The organism is Pseudomonas veronii, from assembly GCF_001439695.1.
GTDB classification, from domain to species: domain Bacteria; phylum Pseudomonadota; class Gammaproteobacteria; order Pseudomonadales; family Pseudomonadaceae; genus Aquipseudomonas; species Aquipseudomonas veronii.
In genome coordinates this window covers 327,092-343,477 of sequence record NZ_JYLL01000003.1, presented here as the reverse complement: position 1 = coordinate 343,477, position 16,386 = coordinate 327,092, and the positions used below count along the sequence as shown (strand labels likewise).

Genomic DNA, 16,386 nt, shown 5'->3' with positions numbered 1-16,386 from the left:
GAGGGTTGAGGCTGTTCTTTGCAACCAAGACGGGCCACTCTCTATCCAACCCCTAATCATCAAATGTTCAGGAGGGTCGGATGGTGCAGTTATGTTCAATCGAGCAAGCCGTTGACGACGTACTCGCGCGCTTGCCAGCGCATATCCACATGGGCCTGCCCCTGGGCCTGGGCAAGCCCAATCTGTTCGTCAACGCGCTGTACCGACGTATCGCCAAGCTGCCGGAGCGGGCGCTGACGATTTACACCGCCTTGAGCCTGGGTCGCCCGGCGTTGGGCGATGGCTTGCAGAAGCGCTTCCTGGAACCGTTTACCGAGCGGGTGTTTGGCGATTATCCCGAGCTGGATTATCTCGCCGATCTGCACAAGGACAGCCTGCCGGCGAATATCCACGTCCAGCAATTTTTCATGCAGCCCGGCAGCCTGCTTCATAGCCAATCCGCGCAACAGGACTACGTCAGCAGCAACTACAGCCATGCCGCGCGCGATATCTACGCCGCCGGCCTGAACCTGGTGGCGCAGTTGGTGGCCAGCAGCGCCGAGCACCCCGACCGGCTGAGCCTGAGCTGCAACCCCGATGTCACCCTCGACCTGCTGCCGATGATCGCCAAGCGTCGCGCCGCTGGGGAAACCGTGCTGATGGTCGGCCAGGTCCACACCGATTTGCCCTACATGCCCGGGGATTCGGAGTTGGGCATGGATGCGTTCGACTACCTGCTCGATGAAAAGGACAGCAGCACGCTGTTCTCCACACCGAATATGCCGGTGGGTTTCCAGGACCATTTTATCGGCCTGCATGCCAGCACCCTGGTGCGCGATGGCGGCACCTTGCAGATCGGTATCGGTTCGATGGGCGATGCGCTGACCGCCGCCTTGCTTGCGCGCCAGGCCGATAACGAAGCCTATCGGCTGCTGCTGACCGACCTCGATGTGTACCGCTGGGCGGCGCTGATCAGCCGTGAAGGGGGCGTCGAGCCGTTTGCCAAAGGCCTTTATGGTTGCAGCGAAATGTTCGTCAACGGCCTGCTGGTGCTGGCGGATGCGGGGATTGTGCGGCGCAAGGTCTACCCGGATGTGGCGACGCAGGAACAGGCAAATGCCGGCCTGCTCGATGATGCGGCCCAGCCCGACGGCATTTCGATCCATGGCGGTTTTTTCGTTGGCCCGCGTAGTTTTTACCAACGCTTGCAGGACATGACCCTCGCCAAGCGTCAGGCGTTCAACATGACGCGCATCAGCTACATCAACGAGCTGTACGGGCAGGAAGAACTCAAGCGTTTGCAGCGTCTGGATGCGCGGTTCATCAACAGCGCGATCGTGGTGACCTTGCTCGGCGCCGGGGTTGCCGACCAACTGGAAGGTGGCCACGTGCTCAGTGGCGTGGGCGGGCAGTACAATTTTGTTGCCCAGGCCCACGCGCTGGAAGGCGCGCGCGCGATCCTGATGTTGCGCAGCTGGCGCGAGGCGGCGGGGGAGGTCAGTTCCAATATCGTGTGGGAGTACGGCCATTGCACGATCCCACGGCACCTGCGGGACATTGTCATCACCGAATACGGAATTGCCGACTTGCGCGGTCAGACCGATGCCAAGGTAATTGAGGCGTTGCTCAACATCACCGACTCCAGGTTCCAGGGCGACTTGATCGAGCAGGCGCAAGAGGCCGGCAAGCTACCCCGGGATTTCCAGCTGGACCCGCGCTTTACCGACAACACTCCGCAGCGGCTCCAGAGCCTTCAGGCCCGGCATCGCCGGTTGTTTCCGGAGTATCCGCTGGGCACCGACTTCACGGATGTCGAACGGGACCTGTTGCGGGGGTTGAACTGGCTCAAGAGCAAATTCAAGCTGAGCGAGATTTTCGACCTGGGCAAGGCGGCGCTGGATGCACCGGAGCCGGAGGCGTTTCCCGAGCATCTGAAGCGGATGGGGTTGGACCAGCCGGAAGGGCTAAAAGAGGACGTGTATCAGCGGCTGTTGCTCGCCGGCCTCCAGGCCACCGCGCACTAAATGTAGGAGGGGGCTTGCCCCCGATAGCAGTGGATCAGCCAACACATTTGGTGACTGATACACCGCTATCGGGGGCAAGTCGAATCGTCGCACCGCCCCTCCCACATGTTTAACCGGGTTCCGTCAGCGATTACTCGATGAAGGTGACGACACCACCGCTCAGCGACTTCACGCGCGCCAGCGATTCAACCCGATAACCCTGCGCATCCAGCTCGGCACGCCCGCCCTGGAACGACTTCTCGATCACGATCCCCAGGCCGGCAACGGTGGCGCCGGCCTGCTTGATGATCGAGATCAGCGCCTGGGACGCCTTCCCGTTGGCCAGGAAGTCATCGATGATCAGCACGCGGTCGCTGCTGGTCAGGTGGCGCGGCGAGATCGCTACGGTGCTTTCGACTTTCTTGGTGAAGGAATACACCGTTGCCGACAGCAGGTTTTCGGTCAGGGTCAGGGACTGTTGCTTACGCGCGAAGATCACCGGCACGCCGAGGTTCAGGCCGGTCATGATTGCCGGGGCGATCCCCGAGGCTTCGATGGTGACGATCTTGGTGATCCCCGAATCCTTGAACAGCGCGGCGAATTCGTCGCCGATCAGTTTCATCAGTGCCGGGTCGATCTGATGGTTCAGAAAGGCGTCGACTTTGAGTACCTGATCGGAAAGCACGACGCCTTCTTCGCGAATTTTCTTGTGCAGTGCTTCCACGGAACGCTTCCTCTAATGGCGCACGGTGCGCCGAAAGTAGATTAAAAAATAGTCGATTCTAGCGCTTTAACATCGCGCGAATATCCGCCAGGGCGGTGTTGCCGCGAACGGCCTTGACCTCGGTCGGGGTGTCATCGTTGCCTTCCCAGGCCAGGTCGTCCGGCGGCAGTTCGTCGAGGAATCGGCTGGGGGCGCAATCGATGATTTCGCCGTATTGCTTGCGCTTGGCGGCAAAGGTGAAGGCCAATGTCTGGCGTGCGCGGGTAATGCCCACGTAGGCCAGGCGCCGTTCTTCCTCGATGGTGTCGGCTTCGATGCTGGAGCGGTGCGGGAGGATTTCCTCTTCCATGCCCATGATGAACACGTAGGGAAATTCCAGTCCCTTGGACGCATGCAAGGTCATCATCTGTACACCTTCGGCGCCGTCTTCCTCTTCTTGCTGGCGCTCGAGCATGTCGCGCAGCACCAGCTTGCCGATGGCGTCTTCGACGGTCATTTCGCCGTCTTCGTCTTTTTCCAGGGTGTTCTTCAACGCTTCGATCAGGAACCAGACGTTACCCATGCGGTAGTCCGCGGCCTTGTCGCTGGAGCTGTTGGTGCGCAGCCAGTTTTCATAGTCGATGTCCATGACCATGCTGCGCAGGGCGCTGATCGGGTCTTCACCGGCGCATTGCTCGCGCACTTTGTCCATGAAGCGCTTGAAGCGCGACAGGCGATCGGTGAAGCGCGTGTCCAGGTGTTCGCCCAGGCCGATTTCGTCGGTGGCGGCGTACATCGAGATCTTGCGTTCGGTGGCGTAGTTGCCGAGTTTTTCCAGGGTGGTCGAACCGATTTCCCGACGCGGTACGTTGATCACGCGCAGGAAGGCGTTGTCGTCGTCCGGGTTGACGATCAGGCGGAAGTAGGCCATCAGGTCTTTGACTTCCTGGCGTCCGAAAAAGCTGTTGCCGCCGGACAGACGATACGGCACCTGATGGTGCTGCAGTTTCAGCTCGATCAGCTTGGCCTGGTAGTTGCCGCGATAGAGGATCGCGAAGTCGCTGTAGGGCCGGTCGGTGCGCAAGTGCAGGCTGAGGATTTCCACGGCCACGCGCTCGGCTTCGGCGTCTTCGTTGCGGCAGCGGATCACGCGGATCTCGTCGCCATGGCCCATCTCGCTCCACAGTTGTTTTTCAAACTCGTGGGGGTTGTTCGAGATCAGCACGTTGGCGCAGCGCAGGATGCGGCTGGTGGAGCGGTAGTTCTGTTCCAGCATCACCACTTTCAGGGACGGATAGTCGTCCTTGAGCAGCATCAGGTTTTCCGGGCGGGCGCCGCGCCAGGCGTAGATCGACTGGTCGTCGTCGCCCACCACGGTGAACTGGTTGCGCTTGCCGATCAGCAACTTCACCAGCAGGTACTGGCTGGCGTTGGTGTCCTGGTATTCGTCCACCAGCAGGTAACGTACCTTGTTCTGCCACTTCTCAAGGATGTCGGCGTGTTCCTGGAACAGCTTTACCGGCAGCAGGATCAGGTCGTCGAAGTCCACCGCGTTGAACGCCTTGAGCGTGCGCTGGTAGTGGGTGTAGACGATGGCGGCGGTCTGTTCCTTGGGGTTGCGCGCGTTTTCCAGGGCTTCGGGCGGCAGGACCAGGTCGTTTTTCCAGGCGCCGATCATGTTCTTGATCTCGTCGACGCCGTCGTCGCCCGCGTATTCCTTCTGCATGATGTCGGTCATCAGGGCTTTGACGTCGGTCTCGTCGAAGATCGAGAAACCCGGCTTGTAGCCCAGCCGCACATGCTCCTTGCGGATGATGTTCAGCCCCAGGTTGTGGAACGTACACACCGTGAGGCCGCGGCCTTCGCCACCCTTGAGCAGGGTGCCGACCCGCTCTTTCATTTCCCGCGCCGCCTTGTTGGTAAAGGTCATGGCGACGATGTACTGGGCGCGGATGCCGCAGTTCTGGATCAGGTGCGCGATCTTGCGGGTGATCACGCTGGTCTTGCCGGAGCCAGCACCGGCGAGCACCAATAGAGGGCCGCCGACGTAGTTCACGGCTTCTTGCTGCCGGGGATTGAGTCGGGACATACAGAGTTCAGGGAGTCGTTGTTCAAAAGGGCGGGCATTTTAACAGGCTGGTGAGATTCTGCTGCCTTGGATCGACGGTGTGACGTACCACTCGATCTAAATTTGCCGCTTTTGCTACTTTGCCGCAGGATGTGGGGGTATTTGCGACTTTTGTGCGTACTGCTCGTATTTGATAACTTTTATCATTTGTGAATGCTCGACCTGACGTCATAATACTTGCCGCCAACGAAATCTTGCAGAGTCTAGGGAGCTAGCTTGTCCACGCCTGTCGAACCCTTGCGTTTGCTGCTACTGGCCGATACGCCTGAGTGGGCAGCATTGTTGCGCGAGTGCCTGGTGCCGATGGGCGACGGGGCTGTGCTGATCAGCGCGCCCAACTGGGACTCGGTGAGTCGTCTGTTCGATGACGACCACAGCGCCGTGCTGTTGACCACGCCCAACCTGCAACCCGGCCCGGGCCGTTGCAGCTTGCCGTGCGTGTTGTTGCTGGAACAGGAGCCGTTGGTGGCGCCCCTGGGAGTCAGTGACTGGCTGATCCGTCTTGCCATGGACGCCGACACCCTGCGCCGCTGCCTGCGCCATGTGCGCGAACGTGGCGTGCTGGAAAACACCTTGCAGCGCCTGGCCGAACAAGACCCGCTGACCGGTATCGCCAACCGCCAGGGCTTCCAGACCCTGTTGGCCGCACGCCTGGCAGACAACGAAGGGCGCGGCCTGGCCCTGGGCCACCTGGACCTCGACAACTTCCGTCACGCCAACGATGCCCTCGGCCACCAGGCCGGCGACCGGCTGATCCTGCAAGTGGTTTCGCGGCTCAAGAGCCAGCTCGAAGCCGGCGACCAACTGGCGCGCCTGGGCAGCGATGAGTTTGCCTTGCTGATCGACACCCGCCGCGCGCCCCAGCGTGCCGAATGGATGGCCGAGCGCATCACCGAAGCCATGGCCGAACCGTATTGGGTGGATGGCGAGAGCCTGCTGATCGGTTGCAGCCTGGGCGTCGCGCATGCCCGCGCGCGTGCCGGCGCCGACCCGTTGATGTGGCATGCCCATATCGCCATGCAGCAAGCCAAAAGCACCCAGGGCTGCACCTTTCATATCTTCAACGAACGTATCAACCGCAACGCCCGCAGCCTGGCCGACCTGGAAAGCGAATTGCGCCGCGCGCTGCGTCGCGACGAACTGGAACTGCACTACCAGCCGCGCCTCGACCTGGACGACGGCCATATCGTCGGCCTCGAAGCCCTGGTGCGCTGGCGCCATGGCGAGCGCGGCCTGTTGCCGCCCAGCGAATTCGTGCCGCTGGCCGAACAGAGTGGGTTGATCGTACCGCTGGGTTACTGGGTGATCTCCCGGGCCCTGCGCGACATGCAGGACCTGCGCGAACGCGGCCTGCCGCCGCTGCATATGGCGGTCAACCTGTCGTTCCGCCAGTTCCAGGACAGCCAACTGCTCTCAACCCTCAGCCGGCTGATTGTCGAGCGCGGGGTGGATGCGCAATGGCTGGAATTCGAGCTGACCGAAACCGCCGTGATGCGCCGCAGTGACCTGGTCAAGCAGACCATGGACGCCCTCGGTCGCCTCGGTGTGCGCTTTTCCCTCGACGACTTCGGCACCGGCTTCTCATCGTTCGTCCACCTCAACAGCCTGCCGATTGCCTTGTTGAAGATCGACAAGAGTTTCGTCGGCGGCATGGAAGAGCGTGAAGAAAACCGCAAGCTGGTCCACGCCATGATCAACCTGGCCCACAACCTCAACCTGGAAGTGGTGGCCGAAGGCGTGGAAACCGCGGAACAACTGGCGCTGTTACGTTTGTTCGGTTGCGACCAGGCCCAGGGTTACCTGATCAGCAAACCGCTGCCATTGCCGGAGTTGGTGGACTACCTGACGTTCGGCAAGGACCAGCAGGCTTTGTTGGGCTAGCTCATCCTTTTCTTGCCAACCCGCCCCCACATTTCAACCGCGCAAGACTTCTAGTCGGTCTGCGCGGCATGGAATGAGCGTTGAGCGTCTGGCTCCTGCCGAATCATGCGCTTCATCTTCGCCTCGAACGCACAGGTCAGGCTGATCGCCGCACAGGCCAGGCCCAGCGCCAGGCCCCACCACACGCCGGTCGGCCCCCAGCCCAGGGTGAAGGCCATCCACCAGGCCGCTGGCGCACCGATCAGCCAATAGCAACCCAGGCCCACCAGGAAGGTGGTCTTGGCGTCCTTGAGCCCACGGATGCAGCCCATGGCGATGGTCTGCACGCCGTCGAACAGCTCGAACCAGGCCGCCACGGCCAGCAGGCTGACGGCGAGCACGATCACCTCGTGGAATGCCGGGTCGTTATGGTCGAGGAACAGCCCGACCAGCGGATCGGAATACAGCCACAGCACCGCGGCAAATCCCAACATCACCGCCGCGCCAAAGCCGATGCCGACACGCCCCGCCATGCGCGCCTGCAGCAGTTGCCCGGCGCCATAGTGCTGGCCGATACGCATGGTCACCGCGTAGGACATTCCCGCCGGCACCATGAACGCCACCGAGACGATTTGCAGCGCGATCTGATGCGCCGCCAATTGCGTACTGCCCATGGTGCCCATGCACAGCGCGGCGAAGGCAAACAACCCGACTTCCACCGCGTAGGTGCCGCCAATCGGCAGGCCCAGCCGCCACAGCTCGCGCAAGTAGTGGGTGTTCAGACGCAACAGGCCTGCGCTCAGCGGGTAGGCTGAGTACGCGCGGTTGCTGCGGATGTACGCCATCAGTGCCAGCGCCATGCCATTGGCGACGATGGCCGTGACCAGGCCGATGCCCATCAAGCCGAGTTTCGGCAGGCCGAACATGCCCTCGATCAACGCGTGGTTGAGCAGGTAGTTGACCACTGTGCCGCCGAGACTGATCACCATCACCGGTGTGGCTTTGCCGATCGCGCTGGTGAAGCCGCGCAGGGCCATGAAACTCAGGTAGCCGGGCAGGGCGAACGGCAGGATCGTAAGGAATTGCCCCGCCGCGTCCACGTTGGTCTCGGTCTGGCCGAACATCAGCAGCACCGGCTTGAGGTTCCACAGCAGCAGCGCCGCCGCCAAGGCCATCAGCCAGGCGAGCCACAGCCCGGCCTGGGTCAGGCGGGTGGCGCCGTCGATATCGCCCGCGCCGTGGCGGATGGCGACAAGGGTGCCCACGGCAGCAATCACGCCGATGCAGAAAATCGCCACGAACGAGTAGCTCGCCGCGCCCAGGCCACCGCCGGCCAGGGCCTCGGGGCTCAGGCGGGCCATCATCAGGGTGTCGGTCAGCACCATCAGCATGTGCGCCAACTGTGAGGCAATCAACGGCCCTGACAGCCGCAGAATGGCCCAGAGTTCGGTACGTGCCGGATGTTGCATGATCATCACGCTCAAATTTTCGGAGGAGGGGGAGAACGTCGATTCTCGGCGCTCTCAGCTCATTGCACAAAGGGATAAAAGCGATTGGTCGCATGATTAAAACTCATGCCTGATTGATTCTGGTAGGGTTTCAGCATCCTGCTGTCGGAGCTTTCCTTATGTCTCGTCGTCTTCCTCCGCTTTATGCGCTACGGGCTTTTGAGGCCGCTTCCCGACACAACTCGTTCACCCGTGCGGCGCAGGAGCTGTCCATCACCCAAAGTGCGGTGAGCCGGCATATCCGCACCCTCGAAGAGCATTTCGCCTGCCGCCTGTTCCTGCGCAGCGGGCGCAACCTGCAGCTCACCGAGGCCGCACGCCTGTTGCTGCCCGGGGTGCGCGAGGGCTTTGCCGCGCTGGAGCGGGCCTGTCATACCTTGAACGCCGAAGATGACATCTTGCGCATGAAGGCACCCTCGACCCTGACCATGCGCTGGCTGTTGGCGCGGCTCAGTCGTTTCCGGCATTTGCAGCCGGGCAACGAAGTGCAGCTCACCAGCGCGTGGATGAGCGTGGATGAAGTCGACTTCAACCAGGAGCCTTTTGACTGCGCGGTGTTGTTGAGCGACGGGCACTTTCCGGCGGATTGGGAAGCCAGTTACCTGTTCCCGGAACTGTTGATTCCAGTCGGCGCGCCCAATTTGTTGAGCGACGGCCCATGGGACGTCAATCGCCTGGCCAGCGCCGAGTTGCTGCACCCCACCCCCGACCGCCGCGACTGGCGTAACTGGTTGGAGCGTATGGGGCTGTCCGCCCAGGTGTCGCTCAAGGGCGGGCAGGTGTTCGATACCCTGGAGCTGGGCATGATCGCCGCCGCCCGGGGTTACGGCGTGTCCATGGGCGATCTGCTGATGGTCGCCGAAGACGTGGCCCAGGGGCGCTTGAGCCTGCCGTGGCCGACCGCCGTCGCCAGTGGGGAAAATTATTACCTGGTGTGGCCGAAAACCCGCCCGGGCGGCGAGCGTCTGCGCCGGCTGGCGGAGTTTCTGCAGGGCGAAGTGCAGGCCATGGTGTTGCCTGTCGTCGAGCGTCTCGATTGAATCGCTTCAGCGTGAGAGAGCAATCGTTTGCGTGATACCCCTGCACTTCGCTCAAGTATTGCCCGGCGCCGCCGAAGTAGGGGTGTTGGAACTATCGTGCACCAACGAATCTCACTAGATAATTTGCCGAGCAACGCTATGAGATCAGGATGATCCAGGCCTCGGCCAGGAGCTGTCATGTCTCAACCTCGTGCTCGGATCGCCTCCCAGCTAGGCCTCGCGTTAGCCGTGATTCTGGCTGTCGTCATCAGCGGCAGTACGGTTTTTGCCTTGCGTTCCCTCGACTCCGCCAACCTCGATACCCGGGAAGAACATCTGGCCAGCGAGGCGCGGCTGCTTGCCGATCAACTCAGTACCTTCCACGGCACCTTGCGCGAGAGCACCCAGCGCTTGAGCGGGCTGTTTGAAAAACGCTTCGGCGCCGGCTTGAGCGTGCAGGCGGATCAGCCGGTCGCCGTGGCCGGCGTGCAGACCCCGAGCCTGTACCTGGGCAAGGCGCTGCTGAACAACAACTTCGGTGACGTCGACGAGTTCAAGCAGATATCCGGCGGCGTGGCCACGGTGTTCGTGCGCAGCGGCGACGACTTTATCCGCATCAGCACGTCCTTGACCAAGCAGGACGGCAGCCGTGCCATCGGCACAGTGCTGGATCGCCAGGGGCCGGCCTACTCGCGGGTGGTCGGTGGGCAGACGTACATCGGCCGCGCCGTGCTGTTCGATCGCTCCTACATGACCCAGTACAGCCCGGTGCGCGACGCCAGCGGCAAAGTCATCGCGGTGCTGTTCATCGGCTTCGACTACACCGATGAGCAGAATGCCCAGTTCGACAACCTCAAGCGCTTCCGCATCGGCCAGACCGGTTCGCTGGCGCTGCTGGATGAACAGAAACACTGGCTGGTACCACCGGCCGGGGTGCAGGCGCCGGACCAGGCTGTGCCGGTGATGCTGGACCTGGCCAAGGCGCCCGGCAAGGGCCGCTTCTGGAGCGACAAGCAGGAAGATTTCTACAGCGTCTCGGTGCCGTTTGCCGGCGGCCCCTGGTCGGTGGTGGCGAGCATGCCGAAAGCCGAGATCCGCGCGGTCACGTGGTCGGTGGGCATTCGCCTGGTGATCGGCAGCATGCTGGCGATGCTGCTGGCGGTGGGCGCAACAGTGTGGTTGTTGCGCAGCAAACTGGCGCCGTTGAGCGACTTGGTACGCCAGGCCGAAGCCTTGGGCGGCGGTGATTTGAGCGCGCGCCTGAACGTGTCGAGCCATGACGAGATCGGCCAACTGGCGCGCAGCTTCAACCAGATGGGGGAAGCGCTGTCGACCATGGTGTCGCACATCCGCAGGGCCGCCGAAGAGGTCAACGGCCGGGCGCAGGCGTTGTCCGGTTTGTCCGGCGGTGCCTATGAAGGCATGGAGCAGCAGTCCGGCGAAATCACCAGCATGGCCGGCGCGGTGGAGGAATTCAGCGCCACTTCGCTGAACATCGCCGACAACATGGGCAACACCGAACGCCTGGCCCAGGAAAACGCCCAGCAGACCCGCATCGGCCGCAACTCGATGCAGGAGGCGTCGTCGTCCCTGGAACACATCGCCACCGCCCTGAACAGCACGGCCACGGTGATCAACACCTTGGGCCAGCGTTCCCAGGAAATCGGCGGCATCGTCGGCGTGATCACTTCGATCGCCGAACAGACCAACCTGCTGGCGCTCAATGCCGCCATCGAAGCCGCCCGCGCTGGTGAGCAGGGCCGTGGGTTTGCGGTGGTCGCCGACGAAGTGCGCAACCTGGCCTCGCGCACTCGCCAGGCCACCGATGAGATTTCCGGGATGATCCAAAGCATCCAGCAGGAAACCGGTAACGCCATCAGCACCATGGAACAGGGCAATGCGCTGATGCAGGAAGGCCTGTCACGCAACGCCGACGTGGCGTCGGCCCTGGCACGCATCGATGAGCAGAGCCGCTCGGCCGGGCAGCAATTCGCCGCGATCACCACCGCCACCCAGGAGCAGAGCAGCACGGCGACGTTGCTGAGCAGCAACCTGCAGAGCATTGCGCTGGCCAACAGCGAGCAACGCGAAGTGGTGTCGAACCTGGCGATTACCGCCAAGGAGCTGGAGACGCTGGCGGCAGGCTTGCGCCAAGAGGTCGATCGGTTTCGTTGAAGGCGCGCCTGGAACGGCTAGCGTGCCTTGAGCGCGTTAGCCAGGCGCTGCATGGCGGTTTCGATTTCATGGGCGGTCAGGGACGAGTAGCCCAATAACCATCCCTGTTGCGTGGCCGCACCGGCATACAACCGGCTGAGGCCGGACAGTTGCACACCCGCGCTGGCGGCCTGGCGGATGGTTTTTTCTTCCGACCGCCCCTCATGCAGCACGCAAGGGATTTGCAGCCCGCCCTGGGGCCGGCATGCGGTGACCACATCGCCGAGGTACTTGCCGATGGCGTCGAGCATGATGGCTTGGCGCCCGGCGTAGAGTTTGCGCATCGCCCGGACATGGGCGTTGTAATGCCCGTCCTCCATGAAGCGCGCCAGCGTCAGTTGCAGGATTTGCGGGGTGTGGCCGTCCATCATGCTGCGCGCATAGGTGAAGGCCTTGACCAGTTCCGGGGGCAGCACCATGTAGCCCATGCGCAGGCCGGGGAACAGGGTCTTGCTGAAGGTGCCGAGGTACAGCGTGCGCTGGTATTTGTCCAGGCCCTGCACGCAGGCCGTGGGTTTGCCTTCGTAGTGGAACTCGCTGTCGTAGTCATCTTCGATGACCCATTTGCCTTTTTCCGCGGCCCAGTTGATCAACTCCAGACGCCGCTCCAGGGTCAGCGTGGCGCCGGTCGGGTATTGATGAGACGGCGTGACATACACGCAATGGGCGCCGCTGCGGTCGGCGTGCAGCAGGTCGGTGCGGATGCCCGCCGCATCGACATCGATGGGCACGACCTTGGCCTCGGCGGTTTCGAAGGCCTTCCTGGCGCCGTAGTAGCCCGGGTTTTCCAGCAGGATCGGTTTGCCGACGTCCACCAGCAGTTGCGCACACAGAAACAGCGCTTGGCGCGTACTGCTCAGCACCAGGACCTGGTCGGGCGAGCACTTCGCCCCACGCTCAAGGTTCAAGTACGTCGCGATGGCTTTGCGTAACGACTCGGCCCCTTGCGGGTCACCGTGCAACAGCACGCTGCTGCGATAGTCCTTCATCACCTGGCGCTGCAGGCGCTCCCACACATCGGTCGGGAACGAGCGGGTTTCGGGCAGGCCCGTGGCGAATGCCTTGATCACCTGTTGATCGTTCACGCCGCCGCTGTCGAGGATCATCCGCCCGCGCAGGCTCAAGCCGGCGCCCGGTGCGGCCTGGCTGGTTTTGACGGCCTGTGCCTTGATGCGGCGGCGCGAGGCACCGCGCAATTCGGTGCCGATGGCCTCGCACACGTAACTGCCGGAGCCCTCGCGCCGCACGATAAAACCATCGCGGTGCAACTGCACGTAGGCGTTCTCCACCGTGTCGCGCGCGACCCCCAACGACGTGGCCAACACCCGCGTCGCCGGCAGCTTCAGGCCCGGCGAGAGTGCGCCGTCGAGGATCAAGGCGCGCAGCGCGCGTTGAATGCGCTGGTGCAGGCCCAACCGCTGGAATTGCGCGTCGTTGAGGCGCATCTGCAGGGTTTCCAACTCGAAGGATTTCGCCATGCGGTCTGCCTCGTCCTGAAGAATTGGCCGGTAATAGCAGGCCAGTCTATCCGTAGACTTTCACCTGTGCCACTGCCTTCACGCCGGCCAATGACCCATCACGCGAGGCTCAACCCCTCGTCTGGCAAGGAGCAAAGTCCCTATGTCTTCGTCAATATCGCCGTCGCCGCTGCGCCCGCGCGACCTGTTGCACCCCATCGTGGCCGGGCTGATTTCAGTCATCGTCAATTATGGCGGTACGTTCATTCTGGTGTTCCAGGCGGCCAAGGTGGCCGGGCTCAGCCCCGAGCTGACGGCTTCGTGGGTCTGGTCGGTATCGATCGGCGTGGGGGTGACCGGGCTGTTTCTCAGCTGGGTGAGCCGTGAGCCGATCATCACCGCCTGGTCGACCCCTGCTGCGGCGTTTCTGGTGGTCGCGCTGTCTGCCACGCCTTACGCCGAGGCGGTCGGCGCGTACATGGTTTCAGCCGTGGCGTTTGTGCTGCTGGGGCTGTCCGGCTGTTTCGAAAAAGTCATCCGGCTGATTCCGCCGGGCATCGCGGCGGCCATGCTGGCGGGGATTCTGCTGCAGTTCGGCATCGGCGCGTTTGGTGGCATGAGCCTCGACCCGGTGCTGGTCGGCGTGTTGATCGCCGCTTACGTCGGGCTCAAGCGCTTTACTGCGCGCTACGCGGTCGTCGGCATTCTGCTGCTGGGCTTGGGATTCCTGCTGGTGCAGGGGCGGGTGGACTTGTCGGGCCTGTCCCTGCAACTGGCGGCGCCGGTATTCACCCGGCCCGAGTTTTCGCTCAATGCGTTGCTCAGTGTGGCGCTGCCGCTGTTTCTGATCACCCTCACGGGCCAGTACATGCCGGGCATGCTGGTGTTGCGCAACGATGGTTTCAAGACCAGCGCCAACCCGATCCTGACGGTGACCGGGTTGGGGTCGCTGCTGATGGCGCCGTTCGGCTCGCACGCGTTCAACGTCGCGGCCATCACGGCGGCCATCTGCACGGGCAAGGAAGCCTCGGAGGACGCGTCCAAGCGCTGGGTCGCCGGGGTTGCCGCTGGGGTGTTCTACATCCTCGTCGGGGTGTTCGGGGTAACGCTGGCCGCCGTATTCATGGCGTTCCCGCCGGCATTCATCACCACGCTGGCCGGCTTGGCCCTGCTGGGCACCATCGGCGCCAGCCTGGCCAGCGCGATGGCGGACGTCAGGTCGCGTGAAGCCGCGCTGATCACCTTTCTGGCGTGCGCCGCCAACATCAACCTGCTCGGGATCGGCGGCGCGTTTTGGGGGTTGTTGATCGGGTTGGCGGCGTATGCGTTGCTCAACGGCCGCTTGCCACGTCGCCGTGCGCCGGCTTCCGAGGCGGTGGCGGCGGCCAAGGGAGCGGCCCAATGATGCGCGCCGAACCGCCAGCCAGCGCCACCCTGCATGCGCGTCACGGGCGTTACCCGCAGGCCACCAGCGTGGAGGACTTCCGGCGCAATCTGGCGGCCGTACAGCAACGTATCGCCAGTGCCTGTGGGCGGGTCGGACGCGACCCGGCGAGCGTGCGCTTGTTGCCGGTCAGCAAAACCTTTGACGAGGCGCACCTGCGCCTGGCGTATGCGGCGGGCTGTCGGCTGCTGGGTGAGAACAAGGTGCAGGAAGCCCAGCGCAAATGGCAGGCCATGAGCGATCTGGCCGATCTGCAGTGGTCGGTGATTGGCCACCTGCAAACCAACAAAGCCAAGCAGGTCGCGCGCTTTGCCAGTGAGTTCCAGGCGCTGGACAGCCTGCGAGTGGCCGAGGCGCTGGATCGTCGCCTGCAGATCGAAGGGCGCCAACTGGATGTGTTCGTGCAGGTGAATACCTCCGGGGAAGCCAGCAAATACGGCCTGGAGCCGCACGCCGTCGCGGGTTTTCTGCAGGCCCTGCCAGCGTTCCCGGCCTTGCGCGTTCGCGGGCTGATGACGCTGGCGCTGTTTTCGGCCGATGTGGCCCGCGTGCGCCCGTGCTTTGTGCGGCTGCGCGAACTGCGCGAGCGCCTGCGCGATCACGCCCCGGCGGGCGTCAGCCTGGAGGAATTGTCGATGGGCATGTCCGGGGATTTCGAGATTGCCATCGAGGAAGGCGCGACCGTTGTCCGCGTCGGCCAGGCCATCTTCGGCGCCCGCGCCATGCCGGATGACTACTACTGGCCGAGCGCCGATCAACCGTCAACGACCTGACTTTTTCAGCAAGGACCTGTTCATCATGTACGACTCAACATTGACACTTGAAAGCTTCGACCCGCAGCTGTGTGAGGCGATTCATAACGAGGAGCGCCGTCAGGAAGACCATGTCGAGCTGATCGCTTCCGAAAACTACGCCAGCCCGCTGGTCATGAGCCTCCAGAGCACGGTACTGACCAACAAATACGCCGAGGGCTACCCCGGCAAGCGCTACTACAGCGGCTGCGAATACGTCGATGTGGCCGAGCGCCTGGCCATCGAACGGGTCAAGGCCCTGTTCGACTGCGATTACGCCAACGTGCAGCCCCATGCGGGCGCCCAGGCAAACGCCGCGGTGTTCCTGGCCTTGATCAACCCCGGCGATACGGTGATGGGCATGAACCTGGCCCAGGGTGGGCACCTGACCCACGGCAATCCCTCCAACTTCTCGGGCCGGCATTACCACATCGTGCCTTACGGGCTCGACCCGCAGACGGGCTTGCTCGACTACGACGAGATGGAGCGCATCGCTGTGGAAACGCGGCCGAAGATGCTGATCGGCGGGTTTTCGGCCTACTCGCGGTACAAAGACTGGGCGCGCATGCGGGCGATTGCCGACAAGGTCGGTGCGATTTTCTGGGTCGACATGGCTCACGTCGCCGGCTTGGTCGCCGCTGGCGAGTACCCGGACCCGTTGCCGCACGCCCATGTGGTCACCAGCACCACGCACAAGACCTTGCGTGGCCCGCGAGGCGGGTTGATTTTGTCCAAGGGCCAGGACGCAGCGTTTTACAAAAAACTCGATTCGGCGGTGTTCCCGGGTGTTCAGGGTGGGCCGTTGATGCATCAGATTGCCGCCAAGGCGGTGGCCTTCAAGGAAGCCTTGAGGCCCGAGTTCAAAACCTACCAGGCCCAGGTCGTGGTCAATGCCCGGGCCATGGCGGCCGTGTTGCAGCGGCGCGGTTACAGGATTGTCTCGGGTGGCACCGATAACCACATGATGTTGATCGACCTGTCCGACCGGCCTTACACCGGCAAAGACGCCGATGCGGCCTTGAGCAACGCCGGCATCACCGCCAACAAGAATTCGGTGCCCAACGATCCGCGCTCCCCCTTTGTCACCTCGGGGCTGCGCATCGGCACGCCGGCCGTCACCACCCGCGGTTTCGGCGTGTTCGAGTGCGAGCAACTGGCCGCTTGGCTGTGCGATGTCCTGGACGCCCTGCAACGTGGGGAAAGCGATAGCGTTGCGCTGCAGGTGCGTGAACAGGTGATTGCGCTGTGCCGCCGACACCCGGTTTATCGCTGACTTTTCC

Annotated in this window: 11 protein-coding genes; 7 read left to right on the top strand and 4 right to left on the bottom strand. The window is 63.1% G+C overall.

Annotated elements, in window-relative coordinates; genetic code table 11:
* Positions 1–80 precede the first annotated feature (80 nt).
* A complete protein-coding gene (locus TU80_RS05900; RefSeq protein WP_017846033.1) occupies positions 81–2,003 on the top strand; it encodes an acetyl-CoA hydrolase/transferase C-terminal domain-containing protein in 1,923 nt (640 codons plus the stop codon).
* A 130-nt stretch (positions 2,004–2,133) separates the two neighbouring features.
* On the opposite strand, the gene TU80_RS05895 is transcribed toward TU80_RS05900, so the two are convergent.
* Together TU80_RS05895 and rep are read right to left on the bottom strand one after the other, a co-directional pair.
* Complete coding sequence (locus TU80_RS05895; RefSeq protein ID WP_017846032.1) at positions 2,134–2,706, bottom strand: xanthine phosphoribosyltransferase; 573 nt, start codon at positions 2,704–2,706, stop codon at positions 2,134–2,136.
* A gap of 58 nt (positions 2,707–2,764) precedes the next feature.
* Positions 2,765–4,774, bottom strand: coding sequence for a DNA helicase Rep (gene rep / locus TU80_RS05890; protein WP_046381655.1), 2,010 nt, complete (start codon positions 4,772–4,774; stop codon positions 2,765–2,767).
* A 255-nt stretch (positions 4,775–5,029) separates the two neighbouring features.
* Here rep and TU80_RS05885 point away from each other — a divergent pair, with 255 nt between their 5' ends.
* Positions 5,030–6,694 carry a putative bifunctional diguanylate cyclase/phosphodiesterase gene (locus tag TU80_RS05885; RefSeq protein WP_017846030.1) on the top strand — a complete coding sequence of 555 codons (1,665 nt, stop codon included), beginning with the start codon at positions 5,030–5,032 and terminating at the stop codon, positions 6,692–6,694.
* A 50-nt stretch (positions 6,695–6,744) separates the two neighbouring features.
* On the opposite strand, the gene TU80_RS05880 is transcribed toward TU80_RS05885, so the two are convergent.
* Positions 6,745–8,148 (bottom strand): NorM family multidrug efflux MATE transporter, encoded by a 1,404-nt coding sequence (locus tag TU80_RS05880; RefSeq protein WP_017846029.1) that lies wholly within the window; start codon positions 8,146–8,148, stop codon positions 6,745–6,747.
* 152 nt (positions 8,149–8,300) lie between these two features.
* Here TU80_RS05880 and TU80_RS05875 point away from each other — a divergent pair, with 152 nt between their 5' ends.
* Both TU80_RS05875 and TU80_RS05870 read left to right on the top strand, forming a co-directional pair.
* Complete coding sequence (locus TU80_RS05875) at positions 8,301–9,221, top strand: LysR substrate-binding domain-containing protein (protein ID WP_026139908.1); 921 nt, start codon at positions 8,301–8,303, stop codon at positions 9,219–9,221.
* A gap of 177 nt (positions 9,222–9,398) precedes the next feature.
* Complete coding sequence (locus tag TU80_RS05870; RefSeq protein ID WP_046381657.1) at positions 9,399–11,375, top strand: methyl-accepting chemotaxis protein; 1,977 nt, start codon at positions 9,399–9,401, stop codon at positions 11,373–11,375.
* A gap of 17 nt (positions 11,376–11,392) precedes the next feature.
* On the opposite strand, the gene pdxR is transcribed toward TU80_RS05870, so the two are convergent.
* Positions 11,393–12,892 carry a MocR-like pyridoxine biosynthesis transcription factor PdxR gene (gene pdxR / locus TU80_RS05865; protein ID WP_057004013.1) on the bottom strand — a complete coding sequence of 500 codons (1,500 nt, stop codon included), beginning with the start codon at positions 12,890–12,892 and terminating at the stop codon, positions 11,393–11,395.
* 142 nt (positions 12,893–13,034) lie between these two features.
* Between pdxR and TU80_RS05860 the strand changes: the two genes are divergently transcribed.
* From TU80_RS05860 to glyA, 3 genes are read left to right on the top strand one after another with little or no spacing between them, the layout of a single operon-like run.
* Entirely contained in the window at positions 13,035–14,276 is a 1,242-nt protein-coding gene (locus tag TU80_RS05860) for a benzoate/H(+) symporter BenE family transporter (protein ID WP_057004012.1), read from the top strand.
* Entirely contained in the window at positions 14,273–15,088 is an 816-nt protein-coding gene (locus TU80_RS05855) for a YggS family pyridoxal phosphate-dependent enzyme (protein ID WP_046381660.1), read from the top strand. The genes TU80_RS05860 and TU80_RS05855 overlap by 4 nt, the downstream gene beginning before the upstream one ends.
* Positions 15,089–15,113: 25 nt before the next feature.
* Complete coding sequence (glyA, locus tag TU80_RS05850; RefSeq protein WP_046381661.1) at positions 15,114–16,379, top strand: serine hydroxymethyltransferase; 1,266 nt, start codon at positions 15,114–15,116, stop codon at positions 16,377–16,379.
* Positions 16,380–16,386 lie beyond the last annotated feature (7 nt).

Coding starts and splice junctions, on each gene's coding strand:
- TU80_RS05900 (WP_017846033.1), top strand. CDS start 81: ATGGTGCAGTTATGTTCAATCGAGCAAGCCGTTGACGACGTACTCGCG.
- rep (WP_046381655.1), bottom strand. CDS start 4,774: ATGTCCCGACTCAATCCCCGGCAGCAAGAAGCCGTGAACTACGTCGGC.
- TU80_RS05880 (WP_017846029.1), bottom strand. CDS start 8,148: ATGATCATGCAACATCCGGCACGTACCGAACTCTGGGCCATTCTGCGG.
- TU80_RS05875 (WP_026139908.1), top strand. CDS start 8,301: ATGTCTCGTCGTCTTCCTCCGCTTTATGCGCTACGGGCTTTTGAGGCC.
- TU80_RS05870 (WP_046381657.1), top strand. CDS start 9,399: ATGTCTCAACCTCGTGCTCGGATCGCCTCCCAGCTAGGCCTCGCGTTA.
- pdxR (WP_057004013.1), bottom strand. CDS start 12,892: ATGGCGAAATCCTTCGAGTTGGAAACCCTGCAGATGCGCCTCAACGAC.
- TU80_RS05860 (WP_057004012.1), top strand. CDS start 13,035: ATGTCTTCGTCAATATCGCCGTCGCCGCTGCGCCCGCGCGACCTGTTG.
- TU80_RS05855 (WP_046381660.1), top strand. CDS start 14,273: ATGATGCGCGCCGAACCGCCAGCCAGCGCCACCCTGCATGCGCGTCAC.
- glyA (WP_046381661.1), top strand. CDS start 15,114: ATGTACGACTCAACATTGACACTTGAAAGCTTCGACCCGCAGCTGTGT.